Annotated in this window: 6 protein-coding genes; all 6 read left to right on the top strand. The window is 46.6% G+C overall.

The window, feature by feature from the left end:
- Nucleotides 1-43: 43 nt before the first annotated feature.
- The 6 genes from nuoG to nuoL are packed head-to-tail and all read left to right on the top strand — an operon-like array spanning nt 44 to nt 6,990.
- Nucleotides 44-2,368, top strand: coding sequence for an NADH-quinone oxidoreductase subunit NuoG (gene nuoG / locus B7X71_RS01805; RefSeq protein ID WP_293597410.1), 2,325 nt, complete (start codon nt 44-46; stop codon nt 2,366-2,368).
- 8 nt (nt 2,369-2,376) lie between these two features.
- The gene (gene nuoH / locus B7X71_RS01800; RefSeq protein WP_015420927.1) at nt 2,377-3,450 is read left to right on the top strand and encodes an NADH-quinone oxidoreductase subunit NuoH; all 1,074 of its coding nucleotides are present in this window, start codon (nt 2,377-2,379) and stop codon (nt 3,448-3,450) included.
- A gap of 11 nt (nt 3,451-3,461) precedes the next feature.
- The gene (gene nuoI, locus B7X71_RS01795; protein WP_015420928.1) at nt 3,462-3,953 is read left to right on the top strand and encodes an NADH-quinone oxidoreductase subunit NuoI; all 492 of its coding nucleotides are present in this window, start codon (nt 3,462-3,464) and stop codon (nt 3,951-3,953) included.
- A 21-nt stretch (nt 3,954-3,974) separates the two neighbouring features.
- On the top strand, nt 3,975-4,622 hold the full coding sequence (locus B7X71_RS01790) for an NADH-quinone oxidoreductase subunit J (RefSeq protein WP_293597408.1): 648 nt from the start codon (nt 3,975-3,977) through the stop codon (nt 4,620-4,622).
- Nucleotides 4,619-4,927 (top strand): NADH-quinone oxidoreductase subunit NuoK, encoded by a 309-nt coding sequence (gene nuoK, locus B7X71_RS01785; protein WP_215377583.1) that lies wholly within the window; start codon nt 4,619-4,621, stop codon nt 4,925-4,927. Before B7X71_RS01790 ends, nuoK begins: the two co-directional genes overlap by 4 nt.
- A 2-nt stretch (nt 4,928-4,929) precedes the next feature.
- Entirely contained in the window at nt 4,930-6,990 is a 2,061-nt protein-coding gene (gene nuoL / locus B7X71_RS01780) for an NADH-quinone oxidoreductase subunit L (RefSeq protein WP_293597407.1), read from the top strand.
- Nucleotides 6,991-7,000 lie beyond the last annotated feature (10 nt).

The raw sequence follows: 7,000 nt of genomic DNA, 5'->3' as shown, positions 1-7,000 counted from the left end.
AAACCTTTATAAGACATTGAGCACGGGACATCTTAAAGTGAGCATGGTTGAAATCGAATTAGATGGTAAGGCAGTAGAAGTTCCGCAAGGTTCGATGGTGATGCACGCCGCGAATAAGCTCGGTACTTATATTCCTCACTTCTGTTATCACAAGAAATTGTCTATCGCTGCCAACTGCCGTATGTGTTTGGTTGAAGTGGAGAAAGCGCCAAAACCATTGCCAGCTTGTGCAACACCGGTAACGCAGGGTATGAAGGTGTTTACGCATTCCGCTAAAGCAGTTGAAGCTCAGCGCTCTGTGATGGAGTTCCTGTTGATCAACCATCCTTTGGATTGCCCAATTTGCGATCAAGGTGGTGAATGTCAGTTACAAGATTTAGCTGTTGGTTACGGTAAGTCCAACTCACGCTATGAAGAAGATAAGCGTGTTGTATTTCATAAGAATGTCGGTCCACTTATCTCTATGCAAGAGATGACGCGTTGTATTCACTGCACTCGTTGCGTTCGCTTTGGTCAAGAAGTGGCCGGTGTTATGGAATTGGGTATGGTCAACCGTGGCGAACATTCCGAAATTACTACTTTTGCAGGTCAAACGATCGATTCAGAGTTGTCTGGAAATATGATTGATTTGTGCCCAGTTGGTGCATTGACTAGCAAGCCATTTCGTTACGCAGCACGTACATGGGAGTTGGGACGTAAGCGCTCAGTCAGCCCACATGACAGTCTCGGTGCGAATACCACTATTCAAACTAAAGCCAACAAAGTAATGCGTGTTGTTGCTTTGGAAAATGATGCAATCAATGAATGCTGGATTAGCGACCGTGATCGCTTTGCCTACGAAGGTTTGAATAGCGCAGATCGTGTAACGACCCCAATGGTGAAGCAGGGCGGTCAGTGGCTGGAGACTGACTGGCAATCCGCAATGGATTACGTTGCTCATTCACTCAAAACTATTTCTTCTGAGAATGGCCCTGAAGCAGTTGCTGCTCTAGCCCATCCAATCTCTAGCACCGAAGAGCTATACCTTCTCCAGAAGATGATTCGTGGTTTAGGTTCTAAGCAAGTTGAGACTCGCTTACGTCAAACTGATGTAAAGGGTGCTGCCTCTACCCCATGGTTGGGCATGTCGATTAGCAAAGTCAGTGAGCTGGATCGTGTTTTGGTAATTGGTAGCTTCTTGCGTAAAGAGCAGCCATTGATTGCCACTCGTTTACGTGCTGGCGCAAAACGTGGTTTACAAGTTTTGCGTATTGATGCTGGTGGCGATGATTGGTTAATTCCTAATACCGGTATTGCTGCAACTCCGAGCGCATGGCTTAATACATTAAGTGAAGTTGCATTGGCAGTGGCTAAAGCAAAATCTGCTACTGCTCCAGCTGGTACGCCTAATTTGACAGTCTCTGCTACTGCGCAAAAGATTGCAGATAGCTTGCTTTCTGGCGCATGTTCTTCAGTATTGCTGGGTTCAGCTGCAATTGCACATCCACAAGCATCTGATTTACATATCTTGGCGCAATTTATTGCTGAGCAAGCTGGAGCAACTCTAGGGTTCTTGCCAGTTGGCGGTAATGCTGTTGGTGCTAGCCTGGTCAATGCCAACGGTGCTGGTGTTGAATCAGTGTTGTCTGGTGATCACCGCGCTGTGATCTTGATGAATATCGAGCCAGATGCTGACTTGCCTAACCCTACTCAAGCACGTGCTGCATTGGCAAAGGCCAATACAGTGATTGTATTAAGTGCTTACAAGAGCGCTGATCTTCTCGAGGTAGCCGATGTGATTCTGCCGATCTCTACATTCACAGAGACAGTGTCTACTTTCGTAAATTCAGAAGGCCGTGCGCAAACGATTCAGCCAGCTGTAAAACCTTTAGGTGATTCACGTCCAGCATGGAAGGTTCTCCGTGTTCTTGGTGGATTGTTGGGCTTAGATGGCTTCCTCTACAACATGCCTGAAGAGGTATTGGGTGAAGCGCTTGGTGAAAACTATTGCGCTAAGTTGTCAAATCAATCTACGGCTGCTGGCTTAACTAATTTAGCTAATGGCAATGCAGGCTCATCGGCAGGTTTAGAACGCATATCTGACGTTGGTATTTACGCCGGCGATCAAATCGTACGTCGCTCATCAGCATTGCAGTTAACGCGTGACGCTAAGCGTGGCAATCAAGTTGGCCTGGGTCAAGTACTTTTTAATGAGCTGGGCTTAAAAGAGGGTGATGCTGTGCGAGTGACTCAAGGTAGTCATTCCGTAGATTTGCCTGTCACATTGGAAGCGAACTTGGCTAAGGATGCCGTCAGAATTTCTGCAGGCACTATGGCTAGCGCTAAATTGGGATCGATGTTTGGCCCTGTAACTGTTAGCAAGGCATAAGGGACGAGATGGATAATTTCTTGAACCTCATTACCACCCAAGGTGAGGCCATCTTTGGCTCACTCTGGCCGCTTGTTTGGGCTTTGGTGCGTATCGTGATTATCGTATTGCCGATGTTTGGCGCCGTTGCTTACATGACTCTGTGGGAGCGTAAGTTGATTGGCTGGATGCATATTCGCCTCGGACCAAACCGTGTTGGGCCTTTAGGTTTATTGCAGCCAATCGCTGATGCCTTGAAGTTATTAATGAAGGAGATTATTTCTCCAACACAAGCTAGCAAAGTACTGTATTTCATTGCACCAGTCATGGTGATCATGCCGGCTTTTGCTGCTTGGGCAGTGATTCCATTCCAGGCCAAGATGGTTCTGGCTGATGTCAATGCTGGATTGCTATACGTAATGGCAATCTCATCCATTGGTGTTTATGGGGTGATCTTGGCAGGTTGGTCTTCTAATTCTAAGTACCCATTCCTTGGCGCTATGCGTGCTTCAGCTCAAATGATTTCTTATGAGATCGCTATGGGCTTTGCATTGGTTACTGTGCTGTTGACTTCTGGCTCATTGAACTTGAGCACGATTGTGGCTTCGCAAGAGCAGGGCTACTTTGCCAGCATGGGCTTGAACTTCCTTTCTTGGAATTGGTTACCGTTGCTACCGATGTTTGTGATTTACTTCATCTCTGGCGTTGCTGAAACTAACCGTCATCCATTTGACGTGGTTGAGGGTGAGTCTGAGATCGTTGCCGGTCACATGGTTGAGTACTCTGGCATGGCCTTTGCGATGTTCTTCTTGGCTGAATACGCCAACATGATCTTGATCGCTGCCTTAGCGTCCACGATGTTCTTGGGTGGTTGGTTGCCTATCGTTGACCTACCAATTCTCCGTGATATTCCTGGCTTCTTCTGGTTGTTTGCAAAAACCTTCTTCCTCTTGTCTTGCGTTATCTGGTTGCGCGCGACTTTACCTCGCTATCGCTACGATCAAATCATGCGTTTGGGTTGGAAGATCTTTATTCCAATCTCCGTATTCTGGGTAGTTGTCGTTGGCGCATGGGTTGTATCCCCATTGAATATTTGGAAATAAGTTGATCAATCATGTTTAAGAAAATTTCCCAATTCCTCGATAGCTTGATGCTCAAAGACATTTTGGTCGGTATGTCGATTACCGGACGCTATCTTTTTAAGCCAAAAATTACTGTTCAATACCCTGAAGAGAAGACTCCACAGTCTGTTCGCTTCCGCGGTTTACATGCTTTGCGTCGTTATGAAAATGGGGAAGAGCGTTGCATTGGTTGCAAGCTATGTGAGGCAGTTTGTCCCGCGTATGCAATCACGATTGAAACTGCTGAGCGCGATGACGGTACCCGTCGCACCAGCCGTTACGACATTGACTTAACTAAGTGCATTTTCTGCGGCTTCTGTGAAGAGGCTTGCCCGGTTGACGCTATTGTTGAGACCAATATTTTTGAGTATTTCGGTGATAAGCGCGGTGATTTGTATTTCACTAAAGAGATGCTTTTGGCAGTAGGCGATAAGTATGAAAAAGATATCGCCGCTAACCGCGCAGCTGATGCGCCTTATCGTTAATCGAATAGAGCACAACGACATATGACATTCGATACCTCCACATTATTTGCAGTTTTCTTTTACGCCTTTGCTGGCCTTTTAGTGCTTTCAGCATTGCGCGTGATTACTGCACGCAATCCGGTGCATGCCGCACTGTTCTTGGTCTTAGCTTTTTTCTGCGCCTCCGGTCTATGGATGCTTCTGAAGGCTGAGTTCTTAAGTCTTGCCCTAATTCTCGTATACGTTGGCGCTGTGATGGTGCTCTTCTTGTTTGTAGTTATGATGCTCGATCTTGATCTTGAGCATTTACGTCGTGATTTCAAGAAATTCTTGCCAGTAGCTTTCTTGATGGGTGCAGTCATCGTGTTGGAGTTATCTATTGTCTTGATTCGTAGCTTTATCGGCACTAGTGTGCCAGTACAGCCGATGCTTGAGGAAATGGGTACTAGCAATACGCATGCTCTGGGCATGTTGATCTTCGTTGATTATGTTTACGCTTTCGAAGTTGCCGGCGTCATTCTATTGGTGGCCATTATTGCTGCTGTTGCATTGACTTTGCGCAATCGTAAAGATTCCAAGTCGCAGAATATTCATGAGCAAGTGAATGTGAATTCTGCCGATCGTATGCGCATCATCAAGATGGGTTCAGATATGGCTGCAAAGCAAGATATACGCGGGGAGAAGAAATGACTATTACCCTGGCTCACTACTTAGTGCTTGGCGCAATCTTGTTTGCGACCAGCGTAATCGGCATCTTCTTAAACCGTAAGAACATCATCGTGCTCTTAATGGCCATTGAATTGATGCTGCTTGCGGTGAACATGAACTTTGTAGCCTTCTCTCATTATTTGGGGGATATGGCTGGTCAAGTATTCGTATTCTTTATTTTGACTGTGGCTGCTGCTGAGGCAGCAATCGGTTTGGCAATTTTGGTTGTTCTCTTCCGTAAGGTGGACACCATTAATGCTGAAGACCTTGACCACCTAAAAGGCTAGTCATGCAATTGACCTTAACTCTTCCCGTTCTCTGCGCAATTCCGCTGGCGCCATTATTTGGCTCTGCTATTGCGGGATTCTTTGGCACTAAATTAGGCTTTAACCGCATCGGGCAGGGCGCTTGCCAGTTCGTCACTATTTTGGGTGTGATGATTGCCTTCGTATTATCTTGCTTTGTTCTTGTGCAGGTGATGGATGGTTTCTATTTCAATGGCACCGTGTATCGCTGGATGCAATTGGGTGAGCTCAATCTGGATATTGGCTTCTTAATCGACCCACTGACAGCCACGATGATGTGTGTAGTGACCTTTGTTTCTTTAATGGTCCATATTTACACCATTGGCTACATGCAGGGTGAAGAGGGTTACAACCGCTTCTTCTCATACATCTCACTCTTTACATTCGCGATGTTGATGTTGGTGATGAGTAATAACCTCTTGCAACTCTTCTTTGGTTGGGAGGCGGTAGGTGTAGTTTCTTATTTACTGATTGGCTTTTACTATGAGCGCCAATCTGCAGTTTTTGCAAACATGAAGGCTTTCCTAGTTAACCGTGTTGGTGACTTTGGTTTCATTCTCGGTATTGGCTTGCTATTGGCTAGTACTGGTTCCATGAACTACGACGTGATCTTTTCTCAGAACACGGCACTGGCAGCGCAAACCTTGCCTGGTACTAGTTGGAATTTAGTCACCGTAGCGTGTATCTGTCTCTTTATTGGCGCGATGGGCAAGTCAGCTCAGTTTCCATTGCATGTTTGGCTGCCTGATTCGATGGAAGGCCCAACTCCAATTTCTGCATTGATTCATGCTGCAACGATGGTGACTGCCGGTATCTTCATGGTGTCACGTATGTCCCCACTGTTTGAGTTGTCGGATGCGGCATTGAGCTTCATTCTGGTGATTGGCTCGATCACTGCGCTCTTTATGGGATTCTTGGGGATCGTCCAGACTGACATTAAACGGGTGGTTGCCTACTCAACACTGTCTCAGTTGGGTTATATGACTGTGGCTTTGGGCGTTTCTGCTTATCCAGTTGCCATCTTCCATTTGATGACACACGCATTCTTCAAGGCGCTCTTATTCCTTGCTGCGGGAAGTGTGATTTTGGGTATGCATCATGAGCAAGACATGCGCAAGATGGGCGGTCTCTGGAAGTACATGCCAATCACTTGCCTCATGATGTTGTTGGGTAACTTAGCATTGATCGGTACTCCATTCTTCTCAGGTTTCTATTCAAAAGACTCCATCATCGAAGCGGTAGCTGCTAGCCATATTCCAGGGTCTGGTTTTGCTTACTTCGCTGTGATGGCTAGCGTCTTTGTAACGGCCCTGTATTCCTTCCGCTTGTACTTCTATGTGTTCCACGGTAAAGCCCGTTGGGGGCACGAGGATGCTCATGCACATGATCACCATCACGATCATGCGGAGCAGGGCGATGATCATGCTCATCATGGTTTGGCTCCTGGCCAAAAGCCACATGAGTCACCATTTGTCGTGACCTTGCCTTTGATCCTGCTGGCCATTCCTTCGGTCATCATTGGTTATTACACCATTACGCCGTTGTTGTTTGGTACCTACTTCGGGGACTCTATTTTTGTCGATATTGGTAAGCACCCAGCCATGAAAGAGCTTGCTGAAGAGTTCCATGGTCCGATTGCTATGGCAATGCATTCATTGACATCACCGGTATTGCTTTTAGTTGTTCTAGGTGTGTTGACTGCAGCAATTGGCTACCTCTGGGCTCCAAAGTCGCCTGGTGTTGTGGCTCAAGCATTTGCCCCTATCAAGAAGCTAATGGATAACAAATACTATCTCGACGATCTAAACCAAGCAGTATTTGCTAGGGGTTTGTTATGGATCGGCGGCGTCTTGTGGCATCGCGGTGATCAACAGGCTATCGATGGCTTCTTGGTTAACGGTAGTGCTCATGCGGTAGGGCGCTTTTCTGCTGTGATTCGCCATTTGCAATCCGGTTATCTCTATCACTATGCCTTCGCAATGATTGCGGGTTTGGCGGTATTGCTAGCTTGGGTTTTATACGCTTACCTGCCTTTTGTTCGCTAGGCCTTTGTTA

It is taken from the genome of Polynucleobacter sp. 39-46-10, from assembly GCF_002282275.1.
The sequence above is the reverse complement of the archived record's forward strand: the minus strand, read 5'-3'. Positions and strand labels throughout refer to the sequence as shown.

Bases quoted from the DNA above. Each gene is read 5' to 3' on its own strand.
- nuoG (WP_293597410.1), top strand. From the start codon at position 44: ATGGTTGAAATCGAATTAGATGGTAAGGCAGTAGAAGTTCCGCAAGGT.
- nuoH (WP_015420927.1), top strand. From the start codon at position 2,377: ATGGATAATTTCTTGAACCTCATTACCACCCAAGGTGAGGCCATCTTT.
- nuoI (WP_015420928.1), top strand. From the start codon at position 3,462: ATGTTTAAGAAAATTTCCCAATTCCTCGATAGCTTGATGCTCAAAGAC.
- B7X71_RS01790 (WP_293597408.1), top strand. From the start codon at position 3,975: ATGACATTCGATACCTCCACATTATTTGCAGTTTTCTTTTACGCCTTT.
- nuoK (WP_215377583.1), top strand. From the start codon at position 4,619: ATGACTATTACCCTGGCTCACTACTTAGTGCTTGGCGCAATCTTGTTT.
- nuoL (WP_293597407.1), top strand. From the start codon at position 4,930: ATGCAATTGACCTTAACTCTTCCCGTTCTCTGCGCAATTCCGCTGGCG.